The sequence below is a fragment of the Actinoplanes sp. NPDC049118 genome (assembly GCF_040648555.1).
GTDB lineage: Bacteria > Actinomycetota > Actinomycetes > Mycobacteriales > Micromonosporaceae > Actinoplanes.
Window position 1 is genome coordinate 46,341 of sequence record NZ_JBEZDY010000038.1, and the last position, 15,201, is coordinate 61,541.

General features: G+C 70.3%; 14 protein-coding genes. 4 read left to right on the top strand and 10 right to left on the bottom strand.

What is annotated here, in order from left to right:
• Positions 1 to 32: 32 nt before the first annotated feature.
• From AB0B58_RS38485 to AB0B58_RS38515, 7 genes are all read right to left on the bottom strand, one after another.
• Positions 33 to 1,049 carry a dipeptide ABC transporter ATP-binding protein gene (locus AB0B58_RS38485; RefSeq protein ID WP_360234899.1) on the bottom strand — a complete coding sequence of 339 codons (1,017 nt, stop codon included), beginning with the start codon at positions 1,047 to 1,049 and terminating at the stop codon, positions 33 to 35.
• Positions 1,046 to 2,077, bottom strand: coding sequence for an ABC transporter ATP-binding protein (locus AB0B58_RS38490; RefSeq protein ID WP_360234902.1), 1,032 nt, complete (start codon positions 2,075 to 2,077; stop codon positions 1,046 to 1,048). Before AB0B58_RS38490 ends, AB0B58_RS38485 begins: the two co-directional genes overlap by 4 nt.
• Positions 2,078 to 2,084: 7 nt before the next feature.
• Positions 2,085 to 3,023, bottom strand: a complete 939-nt coding sequence (locus tag AB0B58_RS38495; protein ID WP_360234905.1) for an ABC transporter permease — start codon at positions 3,021 to 3,023, stop codon at positions 2,085 to 2,087.
• Entirely contained in the window at positions 3,016 to 3,942 is a 927-nt protein-coding gene (locus AB0B58_RS38500; RefSeq protein WP_360234908.1) for an ABC transporter permease, read from the bottom strand. Before AB0B58_RS38500 ends, AB0B58_RS38495 begins: the two co-directional genes overlap by 8 nt.
• Positions 3,943 to 4,074: 132 nt before the next feature.
• Entirely contained in the window at positions 4,075 to 5,709 is a 1,635-nt protein-coding gene (locus tag AB0B58_RS38505; RefSeq protein ID WP_360234911.1) for an ABC transporter substrate-binding protein, read from the bottom strand.
• Between the two features lie 268 nt (positions 5,710 to 5,977).
• The gene (locus AB0B58_RS38510) at positions 5,978 to 6,643 is read right to left on the bottom strand and encodes a response regulator transcription factor (protein WP_360234914.1); all 666 of its coding nucleotides are present in this window, start codon (positions 6,641 to 6,643) and stop codon (positions 5,978 to 5,980) included.
• Positions 6,640 to 7,869: a PspC domain-containing protein gene (locus AB0B58_RS38515; RefSeq protein ID WP_360234983.1), complete on the bottom strand. Its 1,230-nt coding sequence runs from the start codon at positions 7,867 to 7,869 to the stop codon at positions 6,640 to 6,642. Before AB0B58_RS38515 ends, AB0B58_RS38510 begins: the two co-directional genes overlap by 4 nt.
• 206 nt (positions 7,870 to 8,075) lie before the next feature.
• On the opposite strand from AB0B58_RS38515, the gene AB0B58_RS38520 reads away from it, so the two are divergent.
• From AB0B58_RS38520 to AB0B58_RS38530, 3 genes are all read left to right on the top strand, one after another.
• Positions 8,076 to 9,710 (top strand): PspC domain-containing protein, encoded by a 1,635-nt coding sequence (locus AB0B58_RS38520; RefSeq protein WP_360234917.1) that lies wholly within the window; start codon positions 8,076 to 8,078, stop codon positions 9,708 to 9,710.
• Positions 9,707 to 10,153, top strand: a complete 447-nt coding sequence (locus tag AB0B58_RS38525; protein WP_360234920.1) for a phage holin family protein — start codon at positions 9,707 to 9,709, stop codon at positions 10,151 to 10,153. The genes AB0B58_RS38520 and AB0B58_RS38525 overlap by 4 nt, the downstream gene beginning before the upstream one ends.
• Before the next feature lie 106 nt (positions 10,154 to 10,259).
• The gene (locus tag AB0B58_RS38530; RefSeq protein ID WP_360234922.1) at positions 10,260 to 11,504 is read left to right on the top strand and encodes a phosphatidylserine decarboxylase; all 1,245 of its coding nucleotides are present in this window, start codon (positions 10,260 to 10,262) and stop codon (positions 11,502 to 11,504) included.
• Between the two features lie 69 nt (positions 11,505 to 11,573).
• Here AB0B58_RS38530 and AB0B58_RS38535 read toward each other — a convergent pair whose 3' ends face one another.
• The 3 genes from AB0B58_RS38535 to AB0B58_RS38545 form a co-directional block, all read right to left on the bottom strand.
• Positions 11,574 to 12,482 carry a CDP-alcohol phosphatidyltransferase family protein gene (locus tag AB0B58_RS38535; RefSeq protein ID WP_360234986.1) on the bottom strand — a complete coding sequence of 303 codons (909 nt, stop codon included), beginning with the start codon at positions 12,480 to 12,482 and terminating at the stop codon, positions 11,574 to 11,576.
• A gap of 353 nt (positions 12,483 to 12,835) precedes the next feature.
• The gene (locus tag AB0B58_RS38540; protein WP_360234925.1) at positions 12,836 to 13,738 is read right to left on the bottom strand and encodes an NUDIX domain-containing protein; all 903 of its coding nucleotides are present in this window, start codon (positions 13,736 to 13,738) and stop codon (positions 12,836 to 12,838) included.
• A gap of 5 nt (positions 13,739 to 13,743) precedes the next feature.
• A complete protein-coding gene (locus AB0B58_RS38545; protein ID WP_360234928.1) occupies positions 13,744 to 14,691 on the bottom strand; it encodes an NUDIX domain-containing protein in 948 nt (315 codons plus the stop codon).
• Between the two features lie 227 nt (positions 14,692 to 14,918).
• On the opposite strand from AB0B58_RS38545, the gene AB0B58_RS38550 reads away from it, so the two are divergent.
• On the top strand, positions 14,919 to 15,191 hold the full coding sequence (locus AB0B58_RS38550; RefSeq protein ID WP_360234931.1) for a PspC domain-containing protein: 273 nt from the start codon (positions 14,919 to 14,921) through the stop codon (positions 15,189 to 15,191).
• Positions 15,192 to 15,201 lie beyond the last annotated feature (10 nt).

Sequence of the window (15,201 nt, forward strand, 5' to 3'; positions counted from 1 at the left end):
GGATCGGCAGGCCCCTCCTCGAACGCGATTCCTCAGACTGCGTGCACCACGTCGCGCGGTTCGGCGAAGTGGCAGGCGCTCGGGTGTGGCGAGCGCTCCCGGATCTGCAGCAGGGGCTCCTGCTCCGCGCAGACCGACCGGGCCTTCCAGCAGCGGGTCCGGAACCGGCAGCCCGACGGCGGGTTGGCCGGCGACGGGACGTCGCCCTCCAGGACGATCTCGTCACGGCGGCCGCGCAGCCGGGGGTCCGGCACCGGGACCGCCGAGAGCAGCGCCTGGGTGTACGGGTGGGTCGGCTGCTCGTAGATCTGCTGGTCGTTGCCGATCTCCACGATCTTGCCCAGGTACATGACCGCGACCCGAGTCGAGATGTGCCGGACCACGGACAGGTCGTGCGCGATGAAGATGTACGACAGGCCGAAGTTCCTCTGCAGGCCCTCCAGCAGGTTCATGACCTGCGCCTGGATCGACACGTCGAGCGCCGAGACCGGCTCGTCGCAGACGATGATCTCCGGCTTCAGGGCCAGCGCGCGGGCGATGCCGATGCGCTGACGCTGTCCGCCCGAGAACTGGTGCGGGTACCGGTTGACGTGGTCGGGGTTGAGGCCGACCGTGTCGAGCAGGTCCTGCACCGCCCGGGCCCGGCCCTTGCGGGGCGTGACCTCGGGGTGGATCTCGAACGGCTCCCCGATGATGTCGCCGACCGTCATGCGGGGGTTCAGCGAGGTGTACGGGTCCTGCAGCACCATCTGGATGTTGCGGCGGGCCCGCCGCAGGTTGCCGCCGCTGAGCTTGACCATGTCCTCGCCGCGGACGTTGATCTCACCCGAGGTCGGCTTCTCGAGGCCGACCAGCAGCTTGGCCAGGGTCGACTTGCCGCAGCCGGACTCGCCGACGACGCCGAGGGTCTCGCCGCGGCGCAGCTGGATGTCCACGCCGTCGACCGCGCGGACCGCGCCGACCTTCGTCTTGAAGACGATGCCCTGGGTGATCGGGAAGTGCTTCACGAGATTCTTGGTCTCGAGCACGACTTCATTGCGGTCGCTCATTCGCCTGCGACCTCCCTCCAGAAGTGGCAACGGGACGTACGGCCCGGAGCGACGAAGTACGGCGGCGGCGCCGGGTTCTGCCGGCAGACATCCTGGGTGTAGGTGCAGCGCGGGTTGAAGGCGCAGCCCTTCGGGATGTCCGTCAGCGCGGGCGGGAGGCCCTTGATTACCTTGAGCTCCCGGCCCTTCATGTCGAGCCGCGGGATCGACTCGAGCAGCGCCTTCGTGTACGGGTGCGCCGGCCGCGCGTAGATGTCGTAGACCGGCGCCTCCTCGACGACCTTGCCCGCGTACATCACCGAGATGCGGTCCGCGACGTCGGCGACCACGCCCATGTCGTGGGTGATCAGGATGAGGCCCATGTTGCGCTGCTGCTGCAGCTCGGCGAGCAGGCCCATGATCTGCGCCTGCACGGTCACGTCGAGCGCCGTGGTGGGCTCGTCGGCGATCAGCACCTCGGGGTCCAGGGCGAGCGCCATCGCGATCATCACGCGCTGGCGCATGCCGCCGGAGAACTGGTGCGGGTAGTCGCCGATCCGGGCCTTCGCGGCCGGGATCTTGACCTGGTCGAGCAGCTCGATCGAGCGCCGCTTGGCGTCGCCGCGGGACATGCCGCGGTGCACCCGGAAGAGCTCGGCCATCTGGTAGCCGATGCTGAACACGGGGTTCAGCGCCGACAGCGCGTCCTGGAAGATCATCGCGATCTGGTTGGCGCGCACCCTGCGGCGCTCTTTCTCCGGCAGCTTCAGCAGGTCGAGGCCGCGGTACTTGACCTCGCCCTGGGTGATGAAGCCGGGCGGGCTTTCGAGAATGCCCATGATCGCCTGCGCGGTCACGGACTTGCCACAGCCGGACTCGCCGAGGATGGCGAGGGTCTCGCCGGGCGACAGCACGAAGTTGGCGCCGTTGACGGCGCGCGCGACGCCGTACTGGGTGCGGAACTCCACGTGCAGATCGGTGACCTCGAGCAACGGTGCGTGCGGATCGAGCCCGGGCAGAACGTCGATCTGCGCCTTGATATCGGTCATGTCGCGGTCACCGCAGCTTCGGGTCGAAGGCGTCGCGGATGGCGTCGCCCAGCATGATGAAGGCCAGCACAGTGGCCGCGAGGAAGATGGACGGCCAGATCAGCGGGGCGGGTGCGGTCCGGACGTACGGACCGGCCTCGGCGATCGCGATGCCCCAGGAGATGGCACCGTTCTTGAGCCCGATGCCGAGGAACGACAGCGTGGCCTCGGTGGCGATGTTCGTGCCCAACAGGATCGTCAGCACCACGACGAACGACGCGATCGAGTTCGGCAGGATGTGCCGGAGCATGATGCGCCCCGGACCGGCGCCGAGCATGCGGGCCGCCGCGACGTAGTCCTGATTCTTGGACGTGATCACCGCGGACCGCATGATGCGGGCGGCCGTCGTCCAGCCCAGCACACCCAGCGTGATCGTGACGGCCACGACGCCCGTGCTGTTCGGGTCCGACGCCAGGCGCCGCGCGAGAACGATCGCGGCCAGCAGGAACGGCACGCCGAGGACGATGTCGACGAAACGGGACAGCAGCGCGTCGAGCCAGCCACCGGAGTAGCCGGAGCTGAGCCCGAAGGCCAGCCCGATGAGGCCCGAGAGCAGCGTGGCGAGCACGCCGACGACGATCGAGGCGCGGGCGCCGTAGATGGTCTTGGCGTAGACGTCACAGCCCTGGAAGTCGTATCCGAAGAAGGCGGTGCCGCTTGCCGGGGCGTGCTGGCGGCTCAGCGCGCAGTCACGCGGGTCTCCCGCGCCGAACATCGACGGGAAGGCAGCCATCGCCAAGATGATCACGACCAGGACGGCCGCGAACCAGAAGATCTTGTTGCGACGCAGGTCGATCCAGGCGTCGGCGGCGAGACTGCGTGGTTTGTCGCGCTTGTCGGCGTGCCTGGGCTCCTGAAGCTGCCCTGTCGGACCCTCGGCCGCCATTACTGATTCAAGATCACTCATAACGAATCCTCGGGTCCAGTGCGGCGTACAGCAGGTCAACCAGCAGGTTCACGACCAGGAAGACTATGACAAGGATGCTGACGAAGCCGACCACCAGCGGCCCGTCCTCCGTCGTGATGCCTCGGAAGAGATTGAACCCGACGCCGGGGATGTTGAAGATTCGTTCGGTGACGATGGCGCCGGACATCAGGCCGCCGATGTCGACACCGATGAGCGTCACCACAGGGATGAGCGAATTTCGCAGCACGTGCACGCCGATCACCCGCTTGCGGGACAGACCCTTGGCCCGTGCCGTGCGAACGTAGTCGGAGCGCAGGTTCTCGGCGACCGACGAGCGGGTGACCCGCAGCTCGGTCGCGATCACGAGGCTGCCGAGGACCAGCGCCGGTAGTAACAGCGCCCAGAAGGTCGGATTGGCGCCGGCCGTCGGCGGGAACCAGCCCAGCTTGATGGCGAAGACCAGCTGCGCGATCGGGGCGAGCACCACGATCGGCAGGGAGAGGATGATCAGCGTGATCACCAGGGTCACGTTGTCGAACGTGCTTCCTCGGCGGATGCCGGAGATGACGCCGGCGACGACGGCGACGGTGGCGGCGATGACCATCGCGATGAGCGCCAGCCGGATGGTCACGGGCCAAGCCGTCTCCATCATGCTCTTGATCGACCGGCCGGTCAGCGAGGTGCCGAAATCTCCGGTGAGCATCCCCTTCATGTAGTACCAGTACTGCATGAGGAAGGGCTCGTCGAGGTGATAGCGCTCGGTCAGTGCCTGGCGCACGTTCTGGGTAAGGGGCCGTTCGCCCGCCAACGCCTGGAGGGGGTCGTCCTGGTTGGCGAACATCAGCGCATACACGATGAAGGTGGCTCCGAAGAACGTCAGAACCATCTGAAGTAAGCGCCGCACGATGTAGCGGAACATACGGATTTAGCCTCTTCCGCGGAAGATGCGCCGCCGCGCCTCGTGGGCACGGCGGCTATAAGTAGGGGAACACAGCGGTGGCGCCACGGTTGCACATTATCCGTGGCGCCACCACTGCACTAACGGTCTGGACTAGCTGTTGACTTCGATCTTGTAGAGGTTAACCTTCGAGAACAGGTCAACCTCGACATTCTTGACCTTCTGCGAGTGGCCGAAGACGTTCTGACCGAATCGCAGCGGGATGACCGGCATGTCCTGGGCGAGGATGTCCTCGGCCGCCTGCCACTTGGCGATGGCCTCGTCGGTCGTCTTGGCCGCCGAGCCCTCCTTGACCAGGCTGTCGAACGCCGGGTTGGTGTAGCCGTAGTAGTTGGAGGAGCCACCGGTGCCGTACAGCGGGCCGAGGTAGTTCTCCATCAGCGGGTAGTCCATCAGCCAGCCGAGGCGGATGAGGCCGACCGGCTCCTTCTTCTCGACCTTGGTGAGCAGGTCGGCGAACTTGGGCTCGCCGACGCCCGTGCACTCGATGCCGAGCGACGCCTTGATCTGGTTGCACATGGCGTCGACCCACGCCTTGTGGCCACCATCGGCGTTGTAGGTGACCTGGATCTTCTTGGGGCCGCCGTTGGCCTCGTAGAGCGCCTTGGCCTTCGCCGGGTCGTACTTGCAGTTGTCACCGCAGGTGTTCTCGCGGTAACCGGCAACCACCGGGGACACGAACGACGTGGCCGGCGTCTGCGAACCGAGGAAGATCTGGTCGGTCATCTCCTGGCGGTTGACCGCCATGGAGAGGGCCTGCCGGACCTCCTTCTTGGCGAACTCCTTCTGGAACGTCGGGAAGCCGACGAACGCGAACGAGGAGCTCGGGCTCTTCAGGAAGCGAGCACCCAGGTCGCCGGGCGCGGCGGCCAGGCTCTCGATCGGGATGGTCGTCTGGACGTCGACGTTCTCCGCGAGGAGGTCGGCGTACTCCGCCTTCTGGTCCTGGTAGATCTTCCAGGTGATGCCGTCGACCTTCGGGGCGGTGCCCTTGAAGCCGTCGACCTTCTCGACCACGATCTGGGAGTCGTGCTCCCAGGTGCCCTTCATCTTGAAGGGGCCGTTACCGATGATCGCGTCCTCGAACCCGTCGGCGATGACGCCGGGGGCGGAGAAGGCGGCCTTCGGCAGCGGGTAGAACGCGGTGTAGCCCATGACGGACTCCCAGCCGGCGAAGGGCGCCGACAGGGTCACCGTGAAGGTGCTGTCGTCGATCTTCTTCAGGCCGGTCAGCGTCTTGGCCTTGGGCTCGGGGGCCTTCTTCGGGCCGTCCTCACCATCGGGGTCGACCGACTGCAGGTCGGCGTAGCCCTCGATGCGCTCGTAGAAGTAGGACGCGCCCTGGCCGTTGGGGCCGTACGCGCCGTAGTTCCAGGCGTCGATGAAGTTATCGGCGATGACGGGCTCGCCATTGCTGAACGTGAAGCCATCCTTCAGCTTCACCGTCCAGACCTTGTTGTCGTCCGAGGTGACCGACTCGGCGCCGACCTCGACCGGCTTGCTCTGGGCGTCGAAGTCGATGAGGGGGTAGAACAGCGAGGAGAGGACCTGGGCGCCACTCGACTCAGTCGCATTCGACGGAATCAGGTGCTGCGGCTCTCCGATACCAATGACGATGGTGTTGGAGTTGGAGTCGGTGTCTTCCGACCCACCTCCAGAGCAGCCAGCGGCCAACAAGGCGATGGCGGTCGCGCCGACCGCCATCTTCCATGGACGATTCCCGAGCATGGGAGTTACTCCTTCAAGGGCGCTCACGAGGGGTTGTGTGAGTAGAGGACACCTTCGCACAGGGCCCCTAGGCCATGGCGGCGCCGTTATCAAGCCGATATTAGCCCGATGCGCCGCCGCCGCTGTACGAAGATCATCTTCTCGGTCGGCTACATGCCGCTGACCTCTGGTTTTGGGTTACTTGTAACAGTGCAGTAACCAACAGTTACTGGAGCGCCCGCTTTGTCCCCTACTTGGCAAAACGACCGCTCTAGACGGTTGGGTACACCTACACAAGTCGGCGATCCGCCGCCCACCTTGAGAGTTCGTAACGGTTGGACATCTGCAGCTTGCGCAGCACGTTCGACACGTGCGTCTCCACCGTCTTGATCGAGATGTACAGCTCCTTGGCGATCTCCTTGTACGCGTAGCCGCGGGCGAGCAGCCGCAGCACCTCGCGTTCGCGGTTGGTGAGCTGATCCAGTTCGGGGTCCGCGACGGGCACGTCCGGGCGCGACGCGAACGCGTCCAGCACGAAGCCGGCGAGCCGCGGGCTGAACACCGCGTCGCCGTCGGCCACCCGCCGGATCGCCGCGGCGAGCTCCTCCGGCGAGATCGTCTTCGTCACGTAGCCGCGGGCGCCGGCCCTGATCAGGCCGATCACGTCCTCGGCGGCGTCGGAGACGGACAGGGCCAGGAACTTGACCTGCGGATGCGTACGCCGCATCGCGTCGAGCACGGCACGGCCGCCGCCGTCGGGCATGTGCACGTCGAGCAGGACCACGTCCGGGGAGGTCGCGGCGATCCGGGTGACGGCCTCCGCCACCGAACTGGCCTCGCCGACCACCTCGACGTGCGCGCCGAGCTCGGCACGGACGCCGGCCCGGAACATCGCATGGTCGTCCACGAGGAAGACGGTCAGCCGCCGGTTCTCCTCGGCTACAGGCTCGGTCATCGTGCAGTCTCCTTTCCGGCGGAGACGCTCTCCCGCGAAGCGGGCAGCGTCAGGCGTACCTCGGTGCCGTCGCCGGGTGCGCTGCGGATCTCGGCCTTGCCGCCGTGCCGCCGCATCCGCCCGACGATCGAGCCGCGGACGCCGTGTCTCGTATCCTCCACCTCCGCCGGGTCGAAACCGGCGCCCCGGTCACGAACGAACACGCTCAGTTCGTCGGCCTCGACCTCCGCGTAGAGCGACACGGTCTCCACCCCGGCGTGGCGGGCCGCGTTGACCAGCGCCTCGCGCGCGGCGGCGACCAGCGCGGCGACCCGCTCGTCGCACTCGGTGTCGCCGACCACGACGGTCTCGACCGAGATCGCGTAGGTGTCCTCGACCTCGGCGGACGCCTGCTCGAGCGCCGCCGCGAACCGTTCGGTCGGCGACGCCATCGGCTTGTACAGCCAGTTGCGCAGGCTGCGCTCCTGGCCGCGGGCAAGCCGCTGCACCTCCTTGATGTCCGCGGAGTTGCGCTGGATCAGGGCGAGCGTGTGCAGCACCTGGTCGTGGATCATCGCCGCGACCTCCGCGCGCTCCTGCTCACGGATGCGGCCCTCGCGCTCCGAGCGCAGCTGGCTGAACGTACGCCAGAGCAGGGGCGCCATGACGACCGCGACGCCGAGCAGGCCGACCAGCGCGAAGATCACGCCGTTGACGACGGTGGTGAGGTTGCCGGCGGGCGCGTACACGGCCAGCGCGCCGATGACACCCACCGCGACCAGCACGCCGCCGCCGACGAACCGGAACAGGAACGAGCGGCGGTCGCTCTCCGCCACGACCGCGGCGAGCCAGGGCGCCCGCGGGTTGTCCGCGAACTGGCCGCGGCGGGTCGGATCGGACTGGTGCCAGATCACGCCGACGCCGACCGCCGTGATCGCGATCAGCCAGCCCGCCGTGCCTGCGGTGTCGCCCTTGCCGCCGAAGAGCAGGCCCTGCAGCAGGACGACGCCGAGGCCGATCGCGCCGAACGGCAGCAGCAACGCCAGGTCGCGGTGGGCGCGCTGCTCGCCGGTGGGCGACTGCTGCGGGAGCACGGCCCAGAAGACCGCGTAGAGGAGTAGGCCCAGCCCGTTGAAACCGAGCAGGAGCACGAGGGCGATACGTACCGCCGTGACCGGTACGCGCAGATGACGCGCGAGACCGGAGGCGACACCGGCTATGACACGGTGGTCGCGCGGCCGGTACAGGCGGCGCGGCGGTGGTGCGGCGGCGGCGGTGATCGCTCCTCCTCCAGGCTCCGGGCACGGTTGAGTCCGGCCTGTTCGATCGTCACACGCGCCGGGGGCAACGGCCACGGGGTAACTCCCCGATCCGCGGGGCCCCCGGATCTCAGGGTGGCGTCAGGGTCGCCGCCTGAGGCGGTTCGGGTAGCGGTACCGCCAGTATCGAAGGCATGACCGACGAAGCTGCCCAGTCCCGCGAAGCTTCCGGGTCGTCGCAGGACGCTCCGGCACCTTCCGCCGTACCTCCGGCGTCCGACCCACCGCCCGCGGCCTACGAGCCGCCGGCCGCGGACGCACCCACCGCGGCAGACCCGCCCCCTCCGCCGCCACCGGGCGCCGCACCGCCTCCTCCCGGGGCCCAGCCGCCCCCGGGCGCCGAGCCCCCGCCGTGGTTCGGCGCGCCGGACGGGCCCGCCTTCTCCCGCGAGAAGCTGATCCGGCCCACCCGCGGCCGATACATCGCCGGCGTCTCCGGCGCGATCGCCAACGCCACCAACACCGACCCGGTGCTCTGGCGCGTCGTGCTGGCCGTGCTCGGCTTCTTCGGCGGCGTCGGCGTGTTGATCTACCTGGTCGCCTGGCTGCTGATACCGGCCGAGGGCGACACCGGCTCCCCGGTCGAGTCGCTGCTCGGCCGCGGCCGCTCGGCGATGGCTCCGCTCTCGATCCTGTTGGTGAGCGCGGCCGCGGTGCTGACCTTCGCGTTCGTCGTCCGGGACGGCTTCCGCGCGACCCTGCTGGCCGCGGCGGTCCTGGTCGGCGGCGCGCTGGTCCTCAAGCGCAACAACCGGCTGAACGCCGGCCGGACCGCCGAGACGCCGGGTCCGGCGCCGGCCGAGCCCTGGTCGGCGGCGAGCGCCGCCACGTTTCCCGCGGCACCGGCACCCGCACCGCCCGCTGCCGAGGCGCCGGGCGACGAGCGGACCGCGGCGTTCCCGGCCGCGGCCGCACCGGCCGGCGAACCGGTGACCGCGCCGCTGCCGCCCCGGCCCCCGAACTACGGCCCGCCGGCCTCCGCCCCGCCCGGCTACCCGCCGCCGAACTACACGCAGGCCGCGTACATCCCGCCGAGCACGGCCTATGCGCCGCCGGCTGGCGGCTACCGGCCACCGTTCGCCCCGCACGGACCCTGGGCGCAGCAGGCGGCCGGACCGGCGGTGCACCCGCCGGCGCCGCCGAAGCCGCCGAAGCCGCCCAAGCCGCCACGGGAGCGCTCGAAGCTCGGCCGCATCACGTTCTTCATGATCGTGATGGTCATGGGCCTGCTGGCCCTGTTCGACCTGGCCGGCGTGGACGTCTCGGTCTCGGCCTACTTCGCGGCCGCGCTCACCACGATCGCGCTCGGCCTGATCGTGGGCGCCTGGTTCGGCCGGGCCCGCGGGCTCATCTTCCTGGCGGTGCTGGCCAGCCTGGGCCTCGCGATCTCCAGCGGCGCCGAGACCTGGGGCGGCGAGCTGGGCAACAGCTCCTACCGGCCGCAGACCATCGGCGCGGTCGCGGACCGCTACGACTTCACCATCGGTACGGCCACCCTGGACCTGCGTGCGGTCGACTTCACCGGCAAGGAGCAGGTCACCACGGTCGCGATGAAGGTCGGGCAGCTCAAGGTGCTGCTACCCGACAACGTCGACGCCACCACCACCGTCCAGATGGACGGCGGCCGGGCACAGATCTTCGGCCGCTCGTGGGAGGGCAACGACCTCAGCACCCAGGAGATCACCGATCTGGGTGCCGACGGCGCCGGCGGCGGCAAGCTGCGGCTCAACATCGAAATGAACACCGGCGACGTGGAGGTGACCCGATGAAGCCGCACCGCACTGACGGCATCTCGCTGAGCTTCGGACTGATCTTTCTGCTTATCGCGGTCTGGTGGGCGATCACCCGGGTGATGTCGGTACACCTGCCCGCCGCGGGCTGGCTGGTGGCCGGCGGACTGATCCTGTTCGGGGTGATCGGGCTGCTCGGCGCGATCCGCTCCGGCAGGCGCGCCGAGGTGCCCGCCCCGGTGCAGGCCGAGGCCCAGGTGGAGACGCCCGGCGACCTGCCGCCCGGCATGCACGCCGACATCGTCCGCGAGCTGCTCGACAACCCGGCGGACCGGGTCGACCTGAACCCGGCGTACCTGAAGCATCCGGTCTCCACGCCGCCGGCCACGGAATCGCCGGCCCCCGCCGCCCCGAATCCGGCCTCGGCGCCGCCCGCGCCGGCGGCGGACGGGGACACCGGCGAGCTACCGCAGCGCGACTGACAGCTAGGGCGCCGTCCGCAGGTCACACCAACGGGTGAGGCCCGCGGGCGGCGCCATATGCTCTTCGAGCAGAGGAAATCCGACAGCGCGAGGAGCTCGTACCGCCATGACGCCGTTTCCCGCCGTGTCCACCGCGCCTGTGACCGGCGTCGGCCCGCGCGCCGCCCGCGCCCTTACCGCCGAGTTCGCCCGCCACAACGCCGCCACCACCGCCCTGGTCATCGGGGCCGACCACTCGTCGGCCGTGGTGGCCGCCGCCATCGAGGCGCTGCTGCCCGGCGACAACCTAACCCTGGTCGCTGGCGTTCGCAGCACCGCCGACCTGCTCCGCGATCACATCGCCGGGCTGGGCAGCTGGGTCTCGGACCGGGTCCGGATCCTGGACTCGCTGGCCGACGCCGCCCCGGCCGACGTGGTCATCCTCGGCGAGCCGCTGACCGGCACCGCCGACGAGACCCGCGCGGTGCTGGACAGCCTGGGCAAATACCTCACCGAGGGCGCGGTCGTCTCCGTGGCGACACCCGCCGTGCCCGGACGGACCGGCGGCGCGGCCGCCGAGCTGTTCCGGCAGAGCGCCCTCTTCGGGGTCGGCACCGACCTGGTGGCCCGCAACCAGCCGCCGCTGCGCGTGCACCGGCTGCGCTTCAGCCAGGCCGAGACCAGCGTCGCCGCGACGCTGGCGCCGGCATACCGGCCGTCCAGCGTGCCGGTCACCCGCACGATGCACATCGACTCGAACGGCGTCGCCGCGGCGGGCATCGCGCTCGGCCTGGCCGCGCTGGCCCGCAGCGCCCGGCCCAAGTCGAAGCTGTGGCTGCTCCCGGCCCTGGCCGCGCTCCCGGTGGCGGCGTTCTTCCGCGACCCCGAGCGCGACATCCCCACCGACGCGAACACGATCGTGGCCGCCAGCGACGGCCGGGTGCTGTCGGTGGAGCGCCTGACCGACGAGCGCATCGGCGAGGGCGAGTTCCTCCGCATCGCGGTCTTCCTGTCGGTGCTGGACGTCCACGTCAACCGCGTACCGGTGGCCGGGCGGGTCACGGACTACTTCGTGATCGACGGCGGCTACGCGAACGCGATGACGGCGGCCGCCGAGCACAACGTGGCGGCATACACGGTGTTGGACACCGACCACGGCACGGTCGCGGTGGCGCAGCGGACGGGCCTGATCGCCCGCCGGATCGTGCAGCGCACCCCGGTCGGCACGCTGGTCGCCCGCGGCGAGCGGATGGGGCTGATCCGCTTCGGTTCCCGCACGGACGTCTACCTGCCGGCGGACAAGGCGGAGGCCCGGGTCGCGGTCGGCGACAAGGTCATCGGCGCCAGTTCCGTGATCGCCCGCTGGATCTGACCGGCACGCACCAACGTCGAAGGCCGCCTCCCCCTAGGGGAAGGCGGCCTTTCGAATGATCGCCGAACGTCAGACGGCGCGGCGGGTCCGCAGCCACATGACCGGGCCGCTGCCCAGGTAGGCGGCCACGACCAGCACGAACGTCAGGCGCGGGTCCACCAGGGCGCCGACGATCGGCAGCAGCCAAAGCCACGGCGGCAGCTTCACGAGCCGGGCCAGCTTCGCGTACGGGAAGCTGGAGACCATCGCGAACGCCATCAGCGCCACCCCGCCGAGCACCACCACGCCGGGCAGCGGCAGGCCGATCAGCACCGCGAGCGCCAGCACCGCGGCGGCCATGGTCGTCGGCACGCCGGAGAAGAACCGGCCGTCCTTCGGCGAGACGTTGAAGCGGGCCAGCCGGATCGCGGCGCAGCCGGCCACCAGCATGCAGGCCACCGCGGCGAACGCGGTCGGCACCGTGTGCGCGAGCGAGGCGTAGACCACGACCGGGGCGGCCAGGCCGAACGAGCACATGTCGGCCAGCGAGTCCATCTGCGCGCCGAACGGGCTGGAGACACCCAGCTTGCGGGCCAGGGCGCCGTCGAGCCCGTCGAAGCCGACGCACGCGACCAGGCAGGCGGCCGCGATCCGGGTGTCGCCGTGCATGGCAAGGAAGATGGCGAGCAGCCCGAGGCCGAGGCTCGCGAGGGTGCACGCGTTGACCAGCGCGAAGCTGACGCGGCGGCGCATCGTGTGCTCGCCGGGCAGCAGCGAGGCCGAGTCGGCCTCGACGACGACCGGCTGGGCCGCCGGCACGGGGCCGTGGCTGTCCGAGGTCACGACCGCACGGCTGCGGCCGTACGGTGACGGGAGAAGCTCCGTGCCGGTGTAGATCACCTCGGCCCGGGTAGCGGTGGCAGCGCGTCCGGCGTCGCCGGACCTGCGTCCCACGCGCACCAGAAGGGCTTGCCGCGCGATCGTTCCGCCGCGGCGCAGCCGGCCTGCCCAACGACGTCCGGCGGGACGGGGACTATCCGTCGTGCGACGCCGGCGCCAAGGGGTTCTCGGCACGTGCTCCTCCATCTTGGGGTCGGTATCCCCGGCGGCTCGAGCCGGTCCGGGGTGCTGCCCTTCGCCCGTACGTCTACGGACAGTCATGTTAGGCGGGTTACACAATCGCATAGCCGAGCTGTCTTGGCGATAGACCTCGCAGACCTCTTCAGCTCCGCGTGCAACGACATCCTCTGGAGTTGTGATCTCCCGACGGGCGAGGGAGGCACCCACGCTGCCTGGCCCTGTGACGATTCTAACCGAAGCCTCCTAGGCCGATCACCGGCCGCCTCGGCCGATCATCGTTGCGTCGTCTCCTCCGCCAGTCGGTCGACGGCGGCCCTCGCGACCTCGGTCAGCGGGAGATCACGCAACGTGGTGGCGTCGAACCACCCCGCCGCGACCGTGGATCCACCCGCTTCGGTCACCACTGTTTCTGTCGGCTTGTCGACGAGAATCCTGAACAGGACACGGACGACATGCCAGTCGATCGGCACCCCTTCCGGGCCGATCGCGGCCGGGTCGTGCCGGTGAGAGGTGCCCAGCAGCGCGGTCACCCGTCCGTGTTGCCCGGTCTCCTCGAGCAGTTCCCGGGCGACGGCCTCCTCCGGCGACTCGCCGTGGTCGGTGCCGCCGCCGGGCAGGTGCCAGAGGCCGGCGCCCGGATACCCGGCCGCGATCCTGGTGAGCAGGATCCGGCCGTCCGGGTCGGTGACCAGCCCGTACGCGCCGAAGCGCTGGCCGCTCCCGGCGGCGCGGGCGACGGCCTCGTCCGAGTCGTCCGGGACGTCCGAGGGGGTGTCGGGCAGGCCCAGGACGCGGGCGGTGAACGGCATCAGCGGCAGCCGCTCCGGCACCACCCAGTCGACGGCCTCGGTGGTGCCCGCGGCCTCGTCGCGCAGGCTGCCGCCGACCCGTTCCACGTCGTAGATGATCCGGTCGGTGTGTTCCCACGTACTGGTGTGCGGCAGCCGGAACACGTCCGACGTCACCGAACGGAGGCCCGCCACGCGCACCGACAGGCCCGTCTCCTCGGCGAACTCCCGGACGACCGTGTCGTCGGGGTCCTCGCCCTGCTCGACGCCGCCGCCGGGCAGCGTCCACAGTCCGGGGAACGACGACAGGCCGGAGTTGCGGGCGAGCAGAACCCGCCCGGTGTCGTCGCGGCACACGCCGTACGCGCCGATTCGTCTGACCTTCACGCCCCTCAGGCTAGCCTCGCCGCCCGCAGCGCCTCGGCCGTCACCTCGGTCACCTGGTCGCCGGGCAGCTCGGCGGCCGCCTTGACCGGCATCCAGCAGGCCTCGGAGGTGGAGCCGCCGACGTCCTTGACGATCACCTCGGTCGGCGCGTCCACGAAGACCCGGTAGAAGGCGCGGACCCCGTGCCAGTCGATCGGATAGCCCTCGGGGCCCAGCGACGCCGCGTCCCGGTGACTGGCGACGCCGAGCAGCTCGACCAGGCGGCCGACCTGGCCGGTCTCCTCGACCAGCTCGCGGATCAGGGCGGTGCCCGGCTGCTCGCCGTAGTCGGTGCCGCCGCCGGGCAGGTGCCAGCGCCCGGCGCCGGGATAGCCCGGCGCGATGCGGGTGAGCAGCAGGCGCTCGTGCGGGTCGGTGGCGATCGCGTACGCCGCGAAGCGCTGCGCGCGGTGCAACCCGTCCGGTCCGGCGACGGCGTAGAAGGAAGGGAAGTCCGGCACCTCCTCGGGCCGCAGATCGGCGGAGGCGGCCGGCAGGCCCAGCGCGGCGGCGGTGAACGGCCGCAGGCGCAGCCTCTCCGCCTCCCCGAGGGTGTGCCAGCGGGCCAGGTCGGTCGGCTGGCCCACGCGGTCGTAGAGGTTGCCGCCGCGGATCGACACCTCGTAGATGAGGCGGTCGGTGTGGATGGTGACGCCGCGGTGCGGCAGGGACCTCATGTCGGCCAGCACGTCGCGCAGGCCGGCGACGGCCACGGACAGCCCGGTCTCCGCGGCGGTCTCGCGGACGACGGTGTGGTTCGGGTCCTCGCCATGGTCGACGGCGCCGCCGGGCAGCGACCACACACCGGGAGTGCCGGACCGGGTCGAGGCGCGGACGAGTAGGACGCGGCCTTGGGGATCGGTCGCGACGGCGTAGGCCGCGATCCTGCGAAGCGGCTCCAGTGCGGGGGTCACGGGCGGCATTCTGCCCGGATTATGTGACCTCCAGAAATCTACTGTCGGATTCCTGACAGGACGATAGCCCACAGTAATCGCTGATCAGGGCGGTTCTCCGCACTGAGCGCACCCGGGTAGTAACAGACAGCAAACCCTCGAATCACCCATCTCGGTGCCGCGAATCAGGGTCGGAATCGGGGCTCTCACCGAGGCGGCGAGGGGCCGCCGCGCCGCACTCTTGGGTCATGACTCAACCGACCATCGCACCGTACAAGCAGCTCCGCCGACCGCTCGACGACCGCATCGTGGCGGGTGTGTGCAGCGGGCTCGGCCGTTACCTCGGCGTGGACCCCGTGCTCGTCCGCGTCGGCTTCGCCGTGCTCGCCGTCCTCACCTGGGGCGTGGCCCTGCTCGCGTACCCGGTCGTCTGGTTCCTGATGCCCGAGGAGCCCGCGCCGGCCGCGCCGCCGTGGCGCGACCCGGCCGACCCGACCTGGGGTCAGCCGCCGGCCGCGTGACGGAGATTCC

Coding starts and splice junctions, on each gene's coding strand:
- AB0B58_RS38485 (WP_360234899.1), bottom strand. CDS start 1,049: ATGAGCGACCGCAATGAAGTCGTGCTCGAGACCAAGAATCTCGTGAAG.
- AB0B58_RS38490 (WP_360234902.1), bottom strand. CDS start 2,077: ATGACCGATATCAAGGCGCAGATCGACGTTCTGCCCGGGCTCGATCCG.
- AB0B58_RS38495 (WP_360234905.1), bottom strand. CDS start 3,023: ATGAGTGATCTTGAATCAGTAATGGCGGCCGAGGGTCCGACAGGGCAG.
- AB0B58_RS38500 (WP_360234908.1), bottom strand. CDS start 3,942: ATGTTCCGCTACATCGTGCGGCGCTTACTTCAGATGGTTCTGACGTTC.
- AB0B58_RS38505 (WP_360234911.1), bottom strand. CDS start 5,709: ATGCTCGGGAATCGTCCATGGAAGATGGCGGTCGGCGCGACCGCCATC.
- AB0B58_RS38510 (WP_360234914.1), bottom strand. CDS start 6,643: ATGACCGAGCCTGTAGCCGAGGAGAACCGGCGGCTGACCGTCTTCCTC.
- AB0B58_RS38520 (WP_360234917.1), top strand. CDS start 8,076: ATGACCGACGAAGCTGCCCAGTCCCGCGAAGCTTCCGGGTCGTCGCAG.
- AB0B58_RS38525 (WP_360234920.1), top strand. CDS start 9,707: ATGAAGCCGCACCGCACTGACGGCATCTCGCTGAGCTTCGGACTGATC.
- AB0B58_RS38530 (WP_360234922.1), top strand. CDS start 10,260: ATGACGCCGTTTCCCGCCGTGTCCACCGCGCCTGTGACCGGCGTCGGC.
- AB0B58_RS38550 (WP_360234931.1), top strand. CDS start 14,919: ATGACTCAACCGACCATCGCACCGTACAAGCAGCTCCGCCGACCGCTC.